The organism is Chelativorans alearensis (assembly GCF_010993735.1).
GTDB classification, from domain to species: Bacteria; Pseudomonadota; Alphaproteobacteria; order Rhizobiales; family Rhizobiaceae; genus Chelativorans; species Chelativorans alearense.
The window spans coordinates 60,302-75,686 of sequence record NZ_WQNI01000006.1 but is presented as its reverse complement, the minus strand read 5'-3'; the positions used below and the strand labels follow the sequence as shown (position 1 = coordinate 75,686).

The 15,385-nt window shown below is 65.4% G+C and carries 22 protein-coding genes and 1 tRNA gene; 14 read left to right on the top strand and 9 right to left on the bottom strand.

The genetic code is table 11. The annotated features are described in order from the left end of the window. Positions 1–128 precede the first annotated feature (128 nt). From GPJ75_RS10790 to GPJ75_RS10780, 3 genes are all read left to right on the top strand, one after another. The gene (locus GPJ75_RS10790) at positions 129–572 is read left to right on the top strand and encodes a YcgN family cysteine cluster protein (RefSeq protein WP_163268273.1); all 444 of its coding nucleotides are present in this window, start codon (positions 129–131) and stop codon (positions 570–572) included. Beyond that, positions 569–982: a ketosteroid isomerase-related protein gene (locus GPJ75_RS10785; protein WP_163267955.1), complete on the top strand. Its 414-nt coding sequence runs from the start codon at positions 569–571 to the stop codon at positions 980–982. Before GPJ75_RS10790 ends, GPJ75_RS10785 begins: the two co-directional genes overlap by 4 nt. 129 nt (positions 983–1,111) lie before the next feature. Continuing rightward, the gene (locus GPJ75_RS10780; protein WP_163267953.1) at positions 1,112–1,465 is read left to right on the top strand and encodes a hypothetical protein; all 354 of its coding nucleotides are present in this window, start codon (positions 1,112–1,114) and stop codon (positions 1,463–1,465) included. Positions 1,466–1,541: 76 nt separating this feature from the next. Here GPJ75_RS10780 and GPJ75_RS10775 read toward each other — a convergent pair whose 3' ends face one another. Next, the gene (locus GPJ75_RS10775) at positions 1,542–2,264 is read right to left on the bottom strand and encodes an SIMPL domain-containing protein (protein WP_163267950.1); all 723 of its coding nucleotides are present in this window, start codon (positions 2,262–2,264) and stop codon (positions 1,542–1,544) included. A 125-nt stretch (positions 2,265–2,389) separates the two neighbouring features. Between GPJ75_RS10775 and GPJ75_RS10770 the strand changes: the two genes are divergently transcribed. Continuing rightward, a tRNA-Ile gene (locus GPJ75_RS10770) sits at positions 2,390–2,466 on the top strand. Positions 2,467–2,743: 277 nt separating this feature from the next. Continuing rightward, positions 2,744–3,058: a hypothetical protein gene (locus tag GPJ75_RS10765; RefSeq protein WP_163267948.1), complete on the top strand. Its 315-nt coding sequence runs from the start codon at positions 2,744–2,746 to the stop codon at positions 3,056–3,058. A 57-nt stretch (positions 3,059–3,115) separates the two neighbouring features. Here the strand turns inward: GPJ75_RS10765 and cueR are convergent, their stop codons facing one another. From cueR to pyrC, 4 genes are all read right to left on the bottom strand, one after another. After that, the gene (gene cueR / locus GPJ75_RS10760; RefSeq protein WP_163267946.1) at positions 3,116–3,508 is read right to left on the bottom strand and encodes a Cu(I)-responsive transcriptional regulator; all 393 of its coding nucleotides are present in this window, start codon (positions 3,506–3,508) and stop codon (positions 3,116–3,118) included. A 207-nt stretch (positions 3,509–3,715) separates the two neighbouring features. Further along, positions 3,716–4,585 carry an SDR family oxidoreductase gene (locus GPJ75_RS10755; RefSeq protein ID WP_163267944.1) on the bottom strand — a complete coding sequence of 290 codons (870 nt, stop codon included), beginning with the start codon at positions 4,583–4,585 and terminating at the stop codon, positions 3,716–3,718. A 255-nt stretch (positions 4,586–4,840) separates the two neighbouring features. Next, the gene (locus GPJ75_RS10750; protein WP_163267942.1) at positions 4,841–5,545 is read right to left on the bottom strand and encodes an orotate phosphoribosyltransferase; all 705 of its coding nucleotides are present in this window, start codon (positions 5,543–5,545) and stop codon (positions 4,841–4,843) included. 48 nt (positions 5,546–5,593) lie between these two features. Then, on the bottom strand, positions 5,594–6,643 hold the full coding sequence (pyrC, locus tag GPJ75_RS10745) for a dihydroorotase (RefSeq protein ID WP_163267940.1): 1,050 nt from the start codon (positions 6,641–6,643) through the stop codon (positions 5,594–5,596). A 137-nt stretch (positions 6,644–6,780) separates the two neighbouring features. Here pyrC and GPJ75_RS10740 point away from each other — a divergent pair, with 137 nt between their 5' ends. The 7 genes from GPJ75_RS10740 (at position 6,781) to GPJ75_RS10710 (ending at position 11,717) form a co-directional block, all read left to right on the top strand. After that, positions 6,781–7,167, top strand: a complete 387-nt coding sequence (locus tag GPJ75_RS10740; RefSeq protein WP_163267938.1) for a YciI family protein — start codon at positions 6,781–6,783, stop codon at positions 7,165–7,167. Beyond that, positions 7,164–8,426 carry an RNA polymerase sigma factor gene (locus GPJ75_RS10735; RefSeq protein ID WP_163267936.1) on the top strand — a complete coding sequence of 421 codons (1,263 nt, stop codon included), beginning with the start codon at positions 7,164–7,166 and terminating at the stop codon, positions 8,424–8,426. The genes GPJ75_RS10740 and GPJ75_RS10735 overlap by 4 nt, the downstream gene beginning before the upstream one ends. A 245-nt stretch (positions 8,427–8,671) precedes the next feature. Beyond that, positions 8,672–9,028 (top strand): YciI family protein, encoded by a 357-nt coding sequence (locus GPJ75_RS10730; RefSeq protein ID WP_163267934.1) that lies wholly within the window; start codon positions 8,672–8,674, stop codon positions 9,026–9,028. A 132-nt stretch (positions 9,029–9,160) separates the two neighbouring features. Then, positions 9,161–9,523 carry a YciI family protein gene (locus GPJ75_RS10725; RefSeq protein WP_163267932.1) on the top strand — a complete coding sequence of 121 codons (363 nt, stop codon included), beginning with the start codon at positions 9,161–9,163 and terminating at the stop codon, positions 9,521–9,523. A 112-nt stretch (positions 9,524–9,635) separates the two neighbouring features. After that, positions 9,636–10,355, top strand: coding sequence for a DUF899 domain-containing protein (locus tag GPJ75_RS10720; protein ID WP_163267930.1), 720 nt, complete (start codon positions 9,636–9,638; stop codon positions 10,353–10,355). Positions 10,356–10,600: 245 nt separating this feature from the next. Next, positions 10,601–11,017: a VOC family protein gene (locus GPJ75_RS10715; protein WP_163267928.1), complete on the top strand. Its 417-nt coding sequence runs from the start codon at positions 10,601–10,603 to the stop codon at positions 11,015–11,017. Between the two features lie 244 nt (positions 11,018–11,261). Continuing rightward, positions 11,262–11,717 carry an FKBP-type peptidyl-prolyl cis-trans isomerase gene (locus GPJ75_RS10710; protein ID WP_163267926.1) on the top strand — a complete coding sequence of 152 codons (456 nt, stop codon included), beginning with the start codon at positions 11,262–11,264 and terminating at the stop codon, positions 11,715–11,717. Positions 11,718–11,775: 58 nt separating this feature from the next. Here the strand turns inward: GPJ75_RS10710 and GPJ75_RS10705 are convergent, their stop codons facing one another. Further along, a complete protein-coding gene (locus GPJ75_RS10705) occupies positions 11,776–12,201 on the bottom strand; it encodes a VOC family protein (protein ID WP_163267924.1) in 426 nt (141 codons plus the stop codon). Positions 12,202–12,274: 73 nt separating this feature from the next. Here GPJ75_RS10705 and GPJ75_RS10700 point away from each other — a divergent pair, with 73 nt between their 5' ends. Then, the gene (locus GPJ75_RS10700; protein WP_163267922.1) at positions 12,275–12,862 is read left to right on the top strand and encodes a TetR/AcrR family transcriptional regulator; all 588 of its coding nucleotides are present in this window, start codon (positions 12,275–12,277) and stop codon (positions 12,860–12,862) included. A 111-nt stretch (positions 12,863–12,973) separates the two neighbouring features. Here the strand turns inward: GPJ75_RS10700 and GPJ75_RS10695 are convergent, their stop codons facing one another. Together GPJ75_RS10695 and GPJ75_RS10690 are read right to left on the bottom strand one after the other, a co-directional pair. Next, the gene (locus tag GPJ75_RS10695; protein WP_163267920.1) at positions 12,974–13,261 is read right to left on the bottom strand and encodes an HlyU family transcriptional regulator; all 288 of its coding nucleotides are present in this window, start codon (positions 13,259–13,261) and stop codon (positions 12,974–12,976) included. Between the two features lie 195 nt (positions 13,262–13,456). After that, positions 13,457–14,350, bottom strand: a complete 894-nt coding sequence (locus GPJ75_RS10690; RefSeq protein ID WP_163267918.1) for a LysR family transcriptional regulator — start codon at positions 14,348–14,350, stop codon at positions 13,457–13,459. 192 nt (positions 14,351–14,542) lie between these two features. Here GPJ75_RS10690 and GPJ75_RS10685 point away from each other — a divergent pair, with 192 nt between their 5' ends. Then, a complete protein-coding gene (locus GPJ75_RS10685; protein WP_163267916.1) occupies positions 14,543–14,869 on the top strand; it encodes a hypothetical protein in 327 nt (108 codons plus the stop codon). Between the two features lie 70 nt (positions 14,870–14,939). Here GPJ75_RS10685 and GPJ75_RS10680 read toward each other — a convergent pair whose 3' ends face one another. Next, a complete protein-coding gene (locus tag GPJ75_RS10680; protein WP_163268271.1) occupies positions 14,940–15,359 on the bottom strand; it encodes a secondary thiamine-phosphate synthase enzyme YjbQ in 420 nt (139 codons plus the stop codon). Positions 15,360–15,385: the final 26 nt, after the last annotated feature.

The following is a 15,385-nucleotide window of genomic DNA, read 5'->3' as shown; positions in this document are numbered from 1 at the left end:
CCTCGCCCGCAGACTGCGCTGCCCCTTCCCGCCCCGAAAGAACGGAAAATCCCGCGAATCTCTTCATTTAGGGTAGGCGTTTCCTTCTCTTGCTTGACCTCTTCGCCGCCACGCGCCACATCGTCGCCATGGACCCCTTCTGGAAAACCAAGCCTCTCGAGGCCATGAGCCCGGCCGAGTGGGAATCCCTGTGCGACGGCTGCGGCAAGTGCTGCCTGGCCAAGCTCGAGGACGAGGACACCGGCGACATCCACTGGACCAGCGTCGCCTGCCGCCTGTTCGACGCCGGGGCCTGCCGCTGCAGCGACTATGCCGGGCGGCTGAAGCGCGTGCGCGACTGCGTGCGCCTGACGCCCGAGAATGTGCGCACGCTCACCTGGCTTCCCGCCACCTGCGCCTATCGCCTGGTGGCCGAGGGGAAGGATCTCGCCTGGTGGCACCCCCTCGTCTCCGGCAATCCCGAAACCGTGCACGAGGCCGGCATCTCCGTGCGCGGCCGCGTCAAGGCCCTTGAAGACGAGCTCGACGCGCCGGAGGACTATTTTCCCTATGTTCTGGAGGAAGAGCCATGAGCGAGACCGACACGCGGGCGCTGATCGAGCGCTATCTTGCCGCCTTCAACGCCGGCGACCATGAGGCCATGCTCGCCTGCCTTTCCGAGGATGTCGTCCACGACACCCGCGAAGGCAAGCGCGAGATCGGCAAGGAAAAGGTCCGCTGGTCGCTGGCCGAAAGGGCCCGCCACTTCCGCGAGGAGCTTTCAGACATCATCGTCATGACCGCCCCCGCCGGCATACGCGCGGCGGCCGAATTCACCGTCCGCGGCACCTATCTCGCCACCGCCGAAGGACTGCCGGAGGCGCGCGACCAGAACTACCGCCTGCAGGCCGGCATCTTCTTCGAAGTCGACGACGATCTCGTCACACGCCTCACCGACTGCTTCAACCACGCGGCCCTGAAGGCGCAGCTCGAAAAAGGCTGAGGCCCGCCTGAACGCATCATGCCCGCCTGAACGCATCATGAACGGCAGGTTCGCGCCCGGTTCAGGCGCCTTCTGGCATCGTTGCCCCATTCGCCTCGGCGGATAGGCAACGAAACCAGGAGGAAACCCATGTTTCGCAAGATCAGGATTGCCGCCCTTTCGGCCCTTCTGGGTCTCGGCACGCTGGCCGCGATACCGGCGACCGCCCACGCCGACGGCTTTTATTTCAGCTTCGGCCAGAAAAGCCCGCGCCTTAGCAATCACCGCGGCCATGGCCGCTACTACCGGCACCACCGCCCACGGCCGGTCTTCACCTGCACGCCGCGCAGCGCCGTCCGGAAGGCCTACCGCATGGGCCTCAGCCACGTCCGCGTGGCCGAGGTCAGCCGACGCGCCATCCGCGTCTCCGGCCACCGCTACCATCGCCGCGCCAGCATCCTCTTCGCCCGCGCGCCCCACTGCCCCGTCATCCGCGCGCTGTAACTCGGGCAGGATTGAAACGAAAGACGCCGCCGGATCGCTCCGGCGGCGTCTTTCATTGCCCGGGTTCAGGGGCCGGTCACTCCTGCTCCAGCGCGAAGGTGACGTTCACCTGCACCTTGTAGCTGTTCTCGCCCGCCTCGATCGGCACGGACGATTGGGCCGCCGCCTCCATACGCATCGCCCTGGGCATGGGCATGGGTGGGCGCGCGCCCGCCTGCTCGGAGATCTCCAGAAGGTCGCCCAGGGAAACGCCCGCCGCCTCCGCCAGCGTGCGCGCCTTCGAGAACGCGTCTTCGACGGCCTGCGTGCGCGCCTCCTTCAGCGCCTCCGCCGGGTCGTCGTTGGTGAAGGCGATGTCGCCGCCCTGGTTGACGCCGAGCGAGACGGAGCGGTCGAGCACCTCTCCCACCTTCTCCATGTCGCGCACGCGCACGGTCAGCGTGTTCGTCACCTGATAGCCGGTGATCCGCGGCTTCTCCTCGCCGTTATCATCGTTCGGATAGACATATTGCGGGCTGATCGCCAGTCCGCTGGTCTTGAGGTCGCGCGCCTCCACGCCCTCTTCCTTCAGCGCCGCGATGACGGCGGCCATGGCCGCGTTGTTCTCGTCCATCGCCGCGCGCGCCGTATCCCCCTCGCGCAAGACGGCGAACGTGATAACCGCCATGTCCGGGCTGACGGTCGCCTCGCCCTCGCCGGTCACCATGATCTTCGGCCCGGCATCTGCCTCCTGGGCGCCCGCCGGCACCACAGCCAGAACGGACGCGGCGAACGCCAGCGGAATGAAGCAACGGGTCATCGGCAATCTCCTTCGGATTTTGAAGCCTGAGTCTTGAAGCCGGCATTGGATAAGCATCGATTATGGATCGATTGCGGCGCCCCTGTCTTGTGCGCAGCCGCGAAAGCCATTAATTCAGCCGCACCGGGCCTGTAGCTCAATTGGTTAGAGCCGGCGGCTCATAACCGCTTGGTTGGGGGTTCGAGTCCCTCCGGGCCCACCAGAATGCTTTAATTTCAAAGGCTTATCATGCATGCTGCCAAGCGGATTTGGCAGCGCCTTGGCAACGCGATCCAGCAAAGAAAAAGGGCGGATTGCGCCGCCCCGATTCTCATTTGGCTACGATCCGCAATGGCGGCGGGTCCTGTTCAGGGGCGGATTGCCGCACTCTCGCGGCCACCGGAACCATCAATCCCATCTCAGAGTTTACAAGAATGCAAAGTGCATGATGCCGGCTGAGGAAGGCCGGGAGAAGTGATCTGACCGAAAGGAGAAGACCGATGAAACTCAAGAGTCTTCACACCGCGGCCGTCACCGGCTTTGCAGCAATCGCGTTGACGGCGGCAAGTTCGTTGGCCATGCCCACTACGGCACAGGCCATAGATCCGGTCACCGGTGCAGCTATCGGCGGCGCTGCTGCAGGGCTGATCCTTGGCGGTGCCGCATCCCATCACCACGATCGGACAACGGTATATTCGGCACCGCCCGCCTACGCCGCCCCGGTGGTCGTGGAGCGTCAATGCTACTATGCCACCCAGAGGATCTATGATCCTTATGAGGGTGACTATGACTATCAGAGGGTGAGGGTTTGCTGACCCGCCGAAGTGACCATGTCCAGCGCGTCGGCCGCGACAGGGCCGGCGCGCCCCGCCTCAATGGGCCTCTCCCGCCAGATCGTCGATGATGGGGCAGTCCGGGCGGTCGTTTCCGTGGCAGTTGGCAATGAGGTGCGACAGGACCGCGCGCAGGCTCTGGAGCTGGGCGATCTTGGTATCGATCTCGTCGAGCTTGTTGCTGGCAATCGCCTTCACATCCGCGCTGTCGCGATTCTTGTCCGCATAAAGCGAGAGGAGCTGCCGGCACTCCTCGACCGTGAAACCGAGGCTGCGGGCCCGCTGAAGGAACTTCAGCCTATGCACGTCGTCGCTCGTGTAGTCGCGGTAGCCGTTCATGGCCCTGGACGCCCGCAACAGACCGATATCCTCGTAATAGCGGATGGTCTTTGCGGGGAGGCCCGAGTGTTCCGCCGCTGCTCCGATGTTCATGAACTGGTCCCCACGGTCTTGCTTCGCATCCTGGCGAATAAAGGTTCCAGAAACTGGAAGTTCAAGCCCTAGTGGTGCGATCCTGACAGATGGTACCCATCTGTCAGGACAAATCGCCCCACCGGATCAATAGCTTGTGGGCTGACTTTTCCAAACAGATGGGCACCCATCTGTTTGGGTCAGACCACTAGAGCAGGGCGGATGGCCCTATTCTCCGATCATCCGCACCTCGGTGTCCGTCTCTTCCAGCACCTCGTCCGGCACGAAGAAGTCGCCGGCGAGCGGGCCGGTGACGCCGGGGGCGTATTTCGCGAAATCCGTCACCCCCTCCTCGCGCAGCACCAGTTCGTCGATGAAGAAGTTGCCCGTGCAGGCGCGCGCCGGCCGGCTCAATATGGCATGCGCGGCATCGGCGACGATCTCCGGCGTGCGGCACACCTTGGCCATGGCTTCGCCGCCCAGCACATTGCGCACCGCCGCCGTGTCGATCGCCGTCAGCGGCCACAGCGCGTTGACGGCGATGCCCTCGGCGGCGAACTCGGCACTCATGCCCAGCGTGCACATGGACATGCCGAACTTGGCCATCGAATAGGCGACGTGGTTCCTGAACCATTTCGCCTTCATGTCGAGCGGCGGCGCCAGGTTGAGGATGTGCGGGTTCTCGGCTTGTCTGAGGTGCGGAATGCAGGTCTTGGAGACGAGGAACGTGCCGCGCGCGTTCACCTGGTGCATCAGGTCGTAGCGCTTCATCTCGGTTTGAAGCGTGCCGGTGAGCTGGATGGCGCTGGCGTTGTTGATGCAGATGTCGATGCCGCCGAAGGCCTCCACCGTCGCCGCCACCGCCTCCTCCACCTGCTCTTCCGAGCGGATGTCGCACAGGATCGGCAGCGCCTTGCCGCCCGCCGCCTCGATCTCGCCAGCGGCCGTATGGATCGTCCCCGGCAGCTTGGGATGCGGCTCCGCGGTCTTGGCGGCGATGGCGACGTTCGCCCCGTCGCGCGCGGCCCTAAGCGCGATCGCCAGCCCGATCCCCCGGCTGCCGCCGGAAATGAAAAGCGTCTTACCCGCAAGCGACATGTCCGTTCCTCCCTTGACCGACACCCTGCGTATCACCTGGCGCGTCATCACCCCTGCGCATCGTCCCCCACCCCTGCGGCGTCATCCCGGAAGTCGGAGCGAAGCAGAGACTGTCCGGGACCCATCCGGAACGGCCCGTGCCAAGCAAAAACATCACGGAATGGGTCCCGAACAAGCCTTCGGCTTTCCGGGATAACACGCGCGGGGATGACGGCCCGCGTCAAGGCAAACCTTAGCCTACCTTTTACGTGAACGTCAACTTCCCGCGCTCGCCAGCTCCGCGATCCCGCCATGGGCGGCCGACCACACCAGCGGCTCGTTCAGAAAGCGCTCCGCCTCGTCGAGCGCGTCGGCGCCGAAGCGGTTCTGCCTGCGGCAGGCATCGAGCACGTCCCACCATGTCGTCAGATAGTGGAGCCGCATGCCCGCCGCCTTCAGGCGGTCCGGCGTGTCGGGAAAGATGCCATAGTAGAACACGGCGAACGTGTCCGTCACCTCGGCTCCGGCGTTGCGGATCACCTCGGCGAACTTGATCTTGCTGCCGCCATCGGTCGTCAGGTCCTCGACCAGGAGCACCCGCGCCCCTTCCGCAAGATTGCCCTCGATCTGCGCATTACGGCCGAACCCCTTCGGCTTCTTGCGCACGTAGAGCATCGGCAGCCCCAGCCGGTCGGCAAGCCAGGCGGCGAAGGGAATGCCCGCCGTCTCGCCGCCGGCCACCGCGTCGAACTGCTCGAACCCCGCCCCGCGCAGGACGACGGAAGCGCCGAAATCGGTCACGGCCGAGCGGATGCGCGGGTAGGAGATGAGCTTGCGGCAGTCGATATAAACAGGACTGGCGATGCCGGAGGTGAAGGTGAAGGGCTTGTCGGCGCGGATATGGACGGCCTCGATCTCCAGAAGCATGTCGGCGACCGCCTCGGCGATCAGCGCCTTGTCGGGAAAGGTGTTGGTGAACATGGGCAGGCTCCCGCTGTGATGCTCTCTCGCTAGCAGGACGGCGCCGGTCTAGGAAGCGTCGTCCTCGACTTTCCAGTGGATGGGAAACATCGGGTCGAAGACCGTGATCGTCTCAGCCCCCGCCGTCACCTTGCGCACAAACTCCTGCGGCTCCGCGCAGCGCGTGAGCCTGATACGCCCCTCGTTCGGCGGCAGGCGGTAAAACGCCGGCCCGTTCAGCGAGGCAAACGCCTCCAGCCGCTCCAGCGCGCCTTCCTCCTCGAACACCTGCGCCAGGCAAGCCATCGTGTTGGGCGCGTTGAAGACGCCGGCGCAGCCGCAGGCGCTCTCCTTCAAGGGGTCCACATGCGGCGCCGAATCCGTGCCCAGGAAGAACCGCCCTTCCCCCGATGTCGCCGCTTCGCGCAGCGCCAGCCGGTGCGTTTCGCGCTTGGCCACCGGCAGGCAGTAGTAATGCGGACGGATGCCGCCGGCCAGGATCGCATTGCGGTTGATGATGAGGTGATGCGTGGTGATGGTGGCGCCGATGTTGTCGTCCTGCGCCCGCACGAACGCCACGCCATCCTTCGTCGTCACATGCTCCATGACGATCCGAAGCTCCGGCAGCCGCCGGCGCAACGGCACGAGCACCCGTTCGATGAACACCGCCTCGCGGTCAAAGATGTCGACCGCCGGATCCGTCACCTCGCCGTGCACGCAAAGCGGCATGCCGATCGCCGCCATCCTTTCGAGCACCGGAATGACCGCCTCGATGTTGCGCACCCCACTCTCGGAATTCGTCGTCGCGCCGGCCGGATAAAGCTTCACCGCCGCCACCAGCCTGTCGCGGAAACCCGATTCGACATCAGCGGCTTGCGTCGCTTCGGTAAGGTAAAGCGTCATCAGCGGCGTGAAGCGGCTCCCTTCCGGCAGTGCCGCCAGGATACGCTCCCGATACGCCGCCGCCTCAAGGCTCGTCACCACCGGCGGCACCAGGTTCGGCATGACGATGGCCCGCGCGAAATGCGCCGCCGTATGGGGTGCCACGGCCTCAAGCACCGCCCCGTCACGCAGGTGAAGGTGCCAGTCGTCGGGCTGTCTTATGGTGAGCGTTTTCATGTCGGCGCCGACTAGATACCCGGATTCCGCCCCCACGCAAGGGGAAACAGCCCTCGTCCCGTCCCACAAAAATCCTCGACCGCCACTGTCGGATTGAGGCATGCTCCAACGTCTTCCAACTGAACGAGGTGACCCGAATGCTCTACGCCATCCTGTGCTACCACGACGAAGACATCGTCAGCTCCTGGTCCAAGGCCGAGGACGAGGCCGTTTTGGCCAAGCGCGAGCGCGTGCAGCAGGAGTTTGTCGCCAACGGCAAGATGGGCCCGGCGATCCGCCTCATGCCCACCTCCGCCGCCACCACCCTGCGCGTGTCGGGGGGCGAGCAGCTCGTCCTCGACGGTCCCTTCGCCGAGACCAAGGAACAGCTCCTCGGCTTCTACATCGTCGATTGCGACAGCCTCGACGAGGTGGTCGAGTTCGGCAAGCGCCTGAAGGAGGGCGAGGCTTGCACCTTCGAAATCCGCCCGTTGAGCATCTTCAAAGAGGGCGTGCTGCCTGAAAAGGTGAAAGTGGCATCATGAACGACCTTGCCTGGATCGAGACCGCACTGACAGGAGCCCGCCCGCAGGCCATGGGCGCGCTTCTGCGCTATTTCCGCGATCTCGACCGGGCGGAAGAGGCGTTTCAGGAGGCGTGCCTGCGCGCCGTGAAGACCTGGCCGATCAAGGGGCCGCCGCGCGACCCCGCCGCCTGGCTCATCTTCGTCGGCCGCAACGCCGCGCTCGATGCGGTGCGCCGCGACAGCCGCAACACGGAACTGCCCGAGGACGCGGCCATCTCCGACCTCGACGATGCAGAGGCAGACATGGCCGAGCGTCTCGATGACGCGCATTACCGGGACGACATCCTGCGCCTCATGTTCATCTGCTGCCATCCGGACCTGCCGGCCACCCAGCAGATCGCGCTGGCCCTGCGCATCGTCTGCGGCCTCACCGTGCCGGAGATCGCCAGCGCCTTCCTCGTCAATGAAAAGGCGATGGAGCAGCGCATCACCCGCGCCAAGCGCCGCGTCACCGGCGCCGACGTGCCCTTCGCCGCCCCCGATGCGGTCGAGCGCTCCGAGCGGCTCGCCGCCGTCGCCGCCATGATCTACCTGATCTTCAACGAGGGCTATTCGGCGAGCGGCGGCGAGACGCATGTGCGCGAGCAGCTGTGCGAGGAGGCGATCCGCCTTGCCCGTCTGCTCCTGCGCCTCTTCCCAGCCGAGCCCGAGATCATGGGCCTCCTCGCCCTCATGGTCCTCCAGCACGCCCGCACCCCCGCCCGCCTCGACGCCGAGGGCGACATCGTGCTCCTGGAGGACCAGGACCGCTCATTGTGGAACCGCGAGAAGATCGCCGAGGGCCTGGCTCTGGTCGACAAGGCCATGCGCCACCGCAAGCCCGGCCCCTATCAGCTCCAGGCGGCCATTGCCGCCCTCCACGCCCGCGCGGCAAAGCCCGAGGACACGGACTGGCAGGAGATCAACCTCCTCTACCAGATGCTGGAGCGCTACCAGCCCTCGCCCATCGTCCGCCTCAACCGCGCCGTCGCCGTCTTCAAGGCGCAAGGCCCCGAGGCGGCACTCCTCCTGATCGAGCCGCTCGCCGACCGCCTGTCGGGCTACTTCTATTTCCACGGCGTGCGCGGCGCCCTCCTGATGGAGCTCGGCCGCAAAGCCGAGGCCCACACCGCCTTCGACAAGGCCATCGCGCTTGCCCGCACCCCCGCCGAAGCCGCCCACATCCGCCAGCACATCGACCGGCTCCTGGCCGACGGCAAGAAGCGCGCCGCGAGCTAACCCTATCGCATATGGATGGACTTTGTTCGGCTTCGCCGGGGCCCCCACCCCTAACCCCTCCCCACAAGGGGGAGGGGGGCTTCCCTCCCCCCTTGAGGGGAGGGATTGAGGGTGGGGGGTCCCGGCGAAGCCGAACTAAAGATCACATGCGATTGCCCTCCCCTCGAGGAGAGGAAGAAAAAATGTCGGCCCCACCACCCCTCGCGCGTCCTGCGTCCGCGCAACCTCAGCAAAGGGAGAGAACCATGCGCTATGTCTGCCTTGTCCACGGCAACGAATCTGACCTGTTGGCCCTGCCGGAAGAGGACGGCCGCAAGCTCACCCGCGAATCCCTCGATTACGACCGCGTTCTCGATGAAGCCGGCCACCTCCTCCTCGCCCACGCCCTGGAATCGCCCGCCCGCGCCACCTGTCTGCGCACGAAGGGCGGCAAGATCGTCGCCACCGACGGCCCCTACTCCGAAACCAAGGAACAGTTGCTGGGCTTCCTCCTGATCGAGGCGAAGGACCGCGAGGAAGCCCTTGCACTTGCCTCAAAGGTGCCCATGCTGCGGCACGGGCCCATCGAGGTGCGCGCCGTGCACTGGCTGGAGGGAGAGTAGCGCCGAGGAGACCGGCATCTCCATATGGCCAACCCACTCAAAATTCTCCCCTCCTAACGCTGCAAAAATGTCGGCCCGGCCCCCTGCCGATCGTCCTGCGGTCGTGGGGTACCGACGGAGAAGGAGAGGACCATGCGGTACGCATTGCTGGTCTATGGCGAGGAGGCGGCCCTGAAAGCCCTGCCGGAAGAGGAACTGCGCCGGCTCGAGCGCGAAGCGGTCGCCAACGACAAGGTGCTGCAGGAGGGCGGACACCTCATCGTCGGCCATGCCCTGGAATGGCCATCCGACGCGACGTCGCTGCGCACGCGCGGCGGCAAGCTTGTTGCCACCGACGGCCCCTTCGCCGAGACCAAGGAGCAGTTGCTGGGTTTCCTGCTGGTCGAAGCGAGAGACCGCGACGAAGCCCTCGCGCTGGCCGCGAAGTTGCCCATGCTAAAGAACCACACGATCGAAGTCCGCGCCGTGGGAAAGTGCGCGGCCGAACGGTCCTGAACGCCCCACGCCGCCCTCGCGAAAAAATGTCGGAAGGCGGCTTCCGCCTTCGTCCTATGGGAGATTGCCCCCGCAATTGCTGAGGCGGTCGCTGAAAGAGAGGAGAAGGACAATGCAACATCAAGTCGTTTCCCGCGAAGAATGGCTCGCCGCCCGCAAGGCGCTTCTGAAAAGGGAGAAGCAGGCCTCGCGCCTGCGCGATGAGATCAACGAGGCGCGCCAGGCGCTGCCCTGGGTGAAGATCGAAAAGGACTACGTCTTCGACACGCCTCACGGCCGCAAGAGCCTTGCCGACCTCTTCGACGGCCGCAGCCAGCTCATCGTCCAGCACTTCATGTTCCCGCCAAGCTGGGAGGCCGGCTGTCCCGGCTGCTCCTTCGAGGCCGACCATGTCGACGGCGCCCGCCAGCACTTCCTGCACAAGGACGTCACCTACGTCGCCATCTCGCGCGCGCCCGTCGAAAAGATCGAAGCCTACCGCAAGCGCATGGGCTGGTCCTTCCCCTGGGTCTCCTCCGGCGGCAGCGACTTCAACTACGATTTCCACGTCTCCTTCCACAAGGAGGACCTGGAAAAGGGCACCGCCACCTATAATTTCGCACCCCTCAAGGAGGATCCCGGTGTCGAGGATCTCCCCGGCATTAGCGTCTTCTACAAGGACGTCGACGGCACGGTCTACCACACCTACTCGACCTTCGCCCGCGGCGGCGAGGAGGTGCTTGGCGCGCTGATGTATCTCGACATGACCCCCATCGGCCGCAACGAGAAGACCCCGCTCGACTGGATCCACCGTCACGACGAGTATCCGGCGAAGCAGCGCAAGGCCTCCTGACACAAAGCTGGCAGGAGCCCTGTGCGATAAGGCGAGGAACAGATTGCCGGGCCACGCCCGGCCCATTGGCAGACCTGCCTGCGAGTGCCTCCCGAGCCCCGCCTGCGGCCGCACCGTTCTCCCCCGTCTTTTGGTGCGGCCGCTTTTTTCCCGGGAATCCCCGCCCCTGTCGGATTTCAGTTCCCCCACCCGTCCTTCGTTCGAGTTCCGCAGGAGGACTCGCTCGCGAAACCATGGAGAGAAAAATGTCGGCAATCGAACTGGCCCCCGGAGAAACCGGCGAACCGCGCGGCGGCGTCATCGCCTATCTGATGCTCGACGGCACGGCCAAGGCCGCAGCCCTTTACGAAAAGGCCTTCGGCGCGAAGGAGGTGGCCCGTCACCCGGTCGACGAGAAGGGCCGCACCATGCACCTTCACCTCTACATCAACGGCGGCTCGCTGATGATGAGCGATCCCTATCCCGAATACGGCCATTCGGCCGAGACCCCCGCCGCCGTCACGCTCACGCTCTGCGTCGACGACGTCGATTTCTGGTGGAATCGCGCCACCGCCACGGAGGGTATCGAAGTGGTCATGCCGCTCGAAAAGATGTTTTGGGGCGACCGCTACGGCCAGGTGCGCGACGCCTTCGGCGTCCAGTGGGCGGTCGTCGGCAAATAGACACGACCAGCGGCGCCGGCGAAAATATCCCGGCGCCTAGTGGTCTGACCCAAACGGATGGTACCCATCTGTTTGGACAAATCGCCCCACTGGGGTTTACATCCCGGGCTCATGACCTACCCTTGGGCTACGAGGCTGCGGCAGTCGTTTTGACGCGGCCTTTTCGCCGGTGCGGAAGGTTCTGGAAGGACCGAGGATTTCCCGCGCCAGGATTTACCACAGCGAAAGACAGAGAGCCCACCCCATGAGCCAGGCCAAAACCGGCGACGTCGTGCGCGTCCACTACACCGGCAAGCTGGAGGACGGTACCAAGTTCGATTCCTCCGAAGGCCGCGATCCGCTGCAGTTCCAGGTTGGCGGCGGCCAGATCATCCCCGGCTTGGAGAAACACGTCGAAGGCATGGAAGTCGGCGAGAAGTCGACCGTCACCGTCCCCGCCGAGGAAGCCTACGGCCCGCGTGACGAGCGCCAGGTGCAGACCGTGCCGCGCGAGGCTTTGCCGGCGGATCTCGACCTCAGGATCGGCGCCAGCCTGCAGGCCACCACCCAGGACGGACGGCAGATCCCGCTCACCGTGGTGGAGGTCGACGACATGCAGGTGACCGTCGACGCCAACCACCCGCTCGCCGGCCACGACCTCGTCTTCGATGTCGAACTGGTGGAGATCGTCGGCACGGAGCCCGGCCCGGCCTTCGGCTGATAGCGGCGTTCGCCCGCAGGGCGTGACGCAGCTTAGCTCAGCGCCCTGTCGCGCGCCCCTACTCCGGCAGCGCCTCCGCATCATACTGGGCCGCAAACTCCGCCGACGGCGGGATCGGCTTGATCACGTCGATCAACACGCCATTCGGATCGGCGGTGATGAAATGCCGCTGCCCGAATTCCTCCTCGCGCAGTTCCTGCAGGATCGGCAGCCCCGCCGTCTTCGCCCGCTCGTACTCATCGTCCGGGTCGGCAACCTCGAAATTGAGGATCAGCCCCGACACCCGCCCCCGCCCCGCCTCGGGAACGGTGGCATGGTCGCCGTCGAGGATGGCAAGGTTCACCCGCCGGTCCTCGCGCGACCGAAGGTGCACATACCAGTCGCTCTCGAACAGCGCCTCGAACCGGAAATGCGTCCGGTAGAATACCGCCGTCCCCGTCACGTCGCCCGTCATGATGACGGGATAATAGCTGGTCGTCTTCATCGCCGCGCTTCCTTCCCTCTCCACATTGACATACAGTGTGCATGTAAATTGAATTAACATACAGGCTGCATGTATGCAAGAGCGCAATACCCGCCGCTCCAACCGCGAGCGCACGCAAGAGACCCGCGCCAGATTGATCGCCGCCGCGCGGCGCCTGTTCGTGGAAAAGTCCTATGCCGGGACCGGCACGCCGGAAATCGCCGCCGCCGCCGGCCTGACGCGCGGCGCCCTCTACCACCACTTCGCCGACAAGCAGGCCCTCTTCCAGGCGGTGGTGGATGAGGAGGCGGAGCGCGTCGCGGCCGAGATCGAGCGGCAAGCCGACACCGCCCTCACCCCGCTCGACGCCCTGATCGAAGGCGGCAATGCTTTTCTGCAAGCGATGGCCGCGCCAGGCCGCACCCGCCTCCTCCTGCTCGATGGCCCGGCCGTCCTCGGCCGCGCCGGAATGGATGCGATCGACGGCAGGCACGGCAACCGCACCCTGCGCGAGGGGCTGGCGGCAGCCATGCGCGCCGGCGCCATCCGCCGCCTGCCGCTCGACCCGTTGACGGCACTGCTCGCCGCCGCCTACGACCGCGCGGCCCTCGCCATCGAGGCCGGCGCCGATGCCCAGGCCTTCCGCCTGACGCTCGCGGCGATGGTCGAAAGCCTCGGCTAGAGCAATTCCAGGAAAAGTGGAAACCGGTTTTCCGTCCGGAATTGCGACAAAAACAACGAGCTGGACCAGTTCATCGTTTCGCGTGAAAAACTCGCCCAGCGAACGGCGATCTCAGTTGAAGATCGTCTCGCCCTGCTCGTCGATGATCTGCTTGCCCTTGCGCAGCGCCTGATCGGCGGCGAGGTCCGCGCTCGGAAAGCGGTCGGCGCGGATGAACTTGTGCTCCTTCACCGCCCCGTCGATCTCCTTGGAGATGATGCCGCAGGTCTGGTACTGCCCGTCCTGCGGGAAGGGCGTTGCGCGGATGGTGAAGCCCTTGTGCTCGGCCGGTTCGCCGACGGTCTCCGCCGCGCCGCCCTCCTGCCCGGCACCGCCGAAAAGCCGTTTCAGAAATGACATCGGAATACTCCCTTGACCTGACACCTTTTCTAGCGCGGTTGCGCGCGGCCTGCCAGTCCGGCACATCGGCTTGCCGCCTAGTGGTGCGATCCTGACAGATGACACCCATCTGTCAGGACAAATCGCCCCACCAGATCAATAGCTTGTGGGCTGACTTATCCAAACAGATGGGTACCATCTGTTTGGGTCAGACCACTACGGCCGCCGCTCGCGAAGAAAGTCGACGAGCGCCTTCAGAGCCGGCCGCATCTGGCGGCGGCTCGGATAATAGAGAAACCACCCGTCGACCGGGGGCGGCGCCCAGTCGTCGAGGACCGTGACCAGCCGTCCCGCGGCAAGGTCGGGCGCCACCATATCGTGCAACGCCTGGATAATGCCCGTGCCCTCCACCGCGGCCCTGAGAAGCATCGGCGCGTTGGCGCTAAGGCGCCCGTCCAGATGAGCTTCGACCATGCGGCCCTTCCTGCTGAAGCGCCAGGGCATCGTGGCTCCGCTCGGCAGGCGAAGGCCGAGGCAATTGTGCTTTGAAAGCTCTTGCGGCGTCCGCGGCTCCCCATGTTCGGCAAGATAGCGCGGTGACGCCGCGACCACGACCGGGATCTTATCGCTGACGCGCACCGCGATCATATCGCGCTCGAGCTGCTGCCCCACCCGGATGCCCGCATCGAAACGGCCGGCAACGATGTCGACAAACCCGCTGTCGACGGAGATGTCGAGGCTGATCTCGGGATAGAGCGCGAGGAAGGAAGGGATCGCCGGCTCCAGGATGGAATCGGCCGCCGGCGGCGCCACCGTCAGGCGCAGCAGGCCCGCGGGCTTGTCGCGGAACTCGTTGGTGGATTCGAGCGCCGCCTGATAATCGTCGAGCACGGGCCGGAGCCGCTCCAAAAGCCGCTCCCCGGCCGCCGTCGGGCTGACCGAGCGCGTCGTGCGCTCGACAAGGCGCACACCCAGGCGCTCCTCGAGGTTGCGCACCAGTTCGCTGACGCGCGGCAGCGATAGGCCGAGCTGCTTCGCCGCCTTGGTGAAGCTCTTCTGCTCGAGCACCGCGACGAAGGCGCTCGTTTCCGCAAGGCCCGGTGCATGCACGGCGCGCCCCTATCCTCCGCGAATCCCAGCCCAATCCGACCCGATCACTCTACTCGATTATTCGGAAAAACAATATAGTCCATTCAGACAATTCGGAATTATCGCATTCCGCTTTTCCCCTCATATTCGTGGCCATAGAGAGCGAGCAAGACGAAACGACGCTCTCACAACCCAACCTGAAGGAGAAATACAATGCGTAAGTTCCTCATCCTCGCTTCCGCCCTCTCGGTCCTTGCCGCTGGCGGCGCTTCCGCCGAAGGCTTCAAGGTCAGCAACCCCAACGCCGCTCCGGGCGACCTCGGCCCCGTCGCGGTCTACACCGGCCAGACCGCCGGCGCGGTTAAGATCGGCTACAACGCAGCGGATGACTTCGGCCCGAGCCGCTCCAATGCCGCCCCGGAGAACCGTATCGCGCACGAGGCCGTGGATCAGCACATCGTCACCTCCAGCACCGGCACGAAAAAGGTGTACACCGGCTACAACGCCTCCGACGACTTCGGCGCCAGCCTCGACGATTGATGTCCCGCCGAACACCCGTCCCCACCCCACCGACAGGCAGCCTTCCCCCGGAAGGCTGCCTGCGGCACATCTACGCCAGATGCAATACCACCTCGCGCCGGTGTGGGTGCGTGCGGTGCTCGAACAGGTAGATTCCCTGCCACGTGCCGAGCATCATCTCGCCCTCCATCACCGGAATCCCGATCGAGGTCTGCGTCAGCGCCGCCTTGATATGCGCCGGCATGTCGTCCGGCCCTTCGAGCCGATGCGTGATCCAGCCCATCGACTTGTCGTCCGATGGCGGCACCAGCCGGTTGAAGAAGGTGTCGAGGTCGCGCCTGACATCCGGATCGGCGTTCTCCTGGATGAGCAGCGAGCAGGACGTATGGCGCACGAAAAGCGTCAGCAGGCCGGCCTTCACGCCCGCCTCCCGGACGAACCGGGCCGCCTCCCCGGTGAACTCGTAAAGTCCGGGACCGGACGTGGGAACCGTCAGGATCGTCTGCCGCATGTCCCGGTCGTGCATCCGCGCGCTCT

Coding starts and splice junctions, on each gene's coding strand:
- GPJ75_RS10790 (WP_163268273.1), top strand. CDS start 129: ATGGACCCCTTCTGGAAAACCAAGCCTCTCGAGGCCATGAGCCCGGCC.
- GPJ75_RS10785 (WP_163267955.1), top strand. CDS start 569: ATGAGCGAGACCGACACGCGGGCGCTGATCGAGCGCTATCTTGCCGCC.
- GPJ75_RS10780 (WP_163267953.1), top strand. CDS start 1,112: ATGTTTCGCAAGATCAGGATTGCCGCCCTTTCGGCCCTTCTGGGTCTC.
- GPJ75_RS10775 (WP_163267950.1), bottom strand. CDS start 2,264: ATGACCCGTTGCTTCATTCCGCTGGCGTTCGCCGCGTCCGTTCTGGCT.
- GPJ75_RS10765 (WP_163267948.1), top strand. CDS start 2,744: ATGAAACTCAAGAGTCTTCACACCGCGGCCGTCACCGGCTTTGCAGCA.
- cueR (WP_163267946.1), bottom strand. CDS start 3,508: ATGAACATCGGAGCAGCGGCGGAACACTCGGGCCTCCCCGCAAAGACC.
- GPJ75_RS10755 (WP_163267944.1), bottom strand. CDS start 4,585: ATGTCGCTTGCGGGTAAGACGCTTTTCATTTCCGGCGGCAGCCGGGGG.
- GPJ75_RS10750 (WP_163267942.1), bottom strand. CDS start 5,545: ATGTTCACCAACACCTTTCCCGACAAGGCGCTGATCGCCGAGGCGGTC.
- pyrC (WP_163267940.1), bottom strand. CDS start 6,643: ATGAAAACGCTCACCATAAGACAGCCCGACGACTGGCACCTTCACCTG.
- GPJ75_RS10740 (WP_163267938.1), top strand. CDS start 6,781: ATGCTCTACGCCATCCTGTGCTACCACGACGAAGACATCGTCAGCTCC.
- GPJ75_RS10735 (WP_163267936.1), top strand. CDS start 7,164: ATGAACGACCTTGCCTGGATCGAGACCGCACTGACAGGAGCCCGCCCG.
- GPJ75_RS10730 (WP_163267934.1), top strand. CDS start 8,672: ATGCGCTATGTCTGCCTTGTCCACGGCAACGAATCTGACCTGTTGGCC.
- GPJ75_RS10725 (WP_163267932.1), top strand. CDS start 9,161: ATGCGGTACGCATTGCTGGTCTATGGCGAGGAGGCGGCCCTGAAAGCC.
- GPJ75_RS10720 (WP_163267930.1), top strand. CDS start 9,636: ATGCAACATCAAGTCGTTTCCCGCGAAGAATGGCTCGCCGCCCGCAAG.
- GPJ75_RS10715 (WP_163267928.1), top strand. CDS start 10,601: ATGTCGGCAATCGAACTGGCCCCCGGAGAAACCGGCGAACCGCGCGGC.
- GPJ75_RS10710 (WP_163267926.1), top strand. CDS start 11,262: ATGAGCCAGGCCAAAACCGGCGACGTCGTGCGCGTCCACTACACCGGC.
- GPJ75_RS10705 (WP_163267924.1), bottom strand. CDS start 12,201: ATGAAGACGACCAGCTATTATCCCGTCATCATGACGGGCGACGTGACG.
- GPJ75_RS10700 (WP_163267922.1), top strand. CDS start 12,275: ATGCAAGAGCGCAATACCCGCCGCTCCAACCGCGAGCGCACGCAAGAG.
- GPJ75_RS10695 (WP_163267920.1), bottom strand. CDS start 13,261: ATGTCATTTCTGAAACGGCTTTTCGGCGGTGCCGGGCAGGAGGGCGGC.
- GPJ75_RS10685 (WP_163267916.1), top strand. CDS start 14,543: ATGCGTAAGTTCCTCATCCTCGCTTCCGCCCTCTCGGTCCTTGCCGCT.
- GPJ75_RS10680 (WP_163268271.1), bottom strand. CDS start 15,359: ATGCGGCAGACGATCCTGACGGTTCCCACGTCCGGTCCCGGACTTTAC.